This window comes from Bacillus sp. 05T31, from assembly GCF_056396725.1.
The window spans coordinates 1-440 of record NZ_JBFTMA010001398.1; the positions used below are offsets into that span (position 1 = coordinate 1).

Genomic DNA, 440 nt, shown 5'->3' on the forward strand with positions numbered 1-440 from the left:
TATGAAATTTATTTACAAATTCCCACAAGCCTTCTTTGTGCATAGTTCCTTCCAAATCTAAAACTCTTAAGGCCCAGATGCCATCATTTAAGGTATCACACAGAGTATCTATAATTTCTTGGCTACTCATTGATATATTTGACACTAATTCCACACCACCTTTAATAAATATTAAAATTATGTATAGATACAAAAAAGTAAAATTAATATTACGGAATTTATTACCGCAATAAACGCCGTAGATACTTAGGAATATACTTCCGAAGTATCGTATGTATTAACTATAATATATCTCTGATATTTAATCAAGAACCTTTTAAAATCAAGGGTTACAATACTCCCGAAATATATTCCGTAATATAAACCGCATTATACACCGGAGTATATACGGATTATACTTCCGAATTCTCTACGGTAATGTATTCCGCTATATGTAACTT

The 440-nt window shown here is 30.5% G+C and carries 1 pseudogene; it reads right to left on the reverse strand.

Features of this window, described 5'->3' with window-relative positions:
- Window positions 1-145, reverse strand: a pseudogene (locus AC1DJR_RS33510) (cell division protein FtsZ); the annotation flags it as partial.
- Window positions 146-440 lie beyond the last annotated feature (295 nt).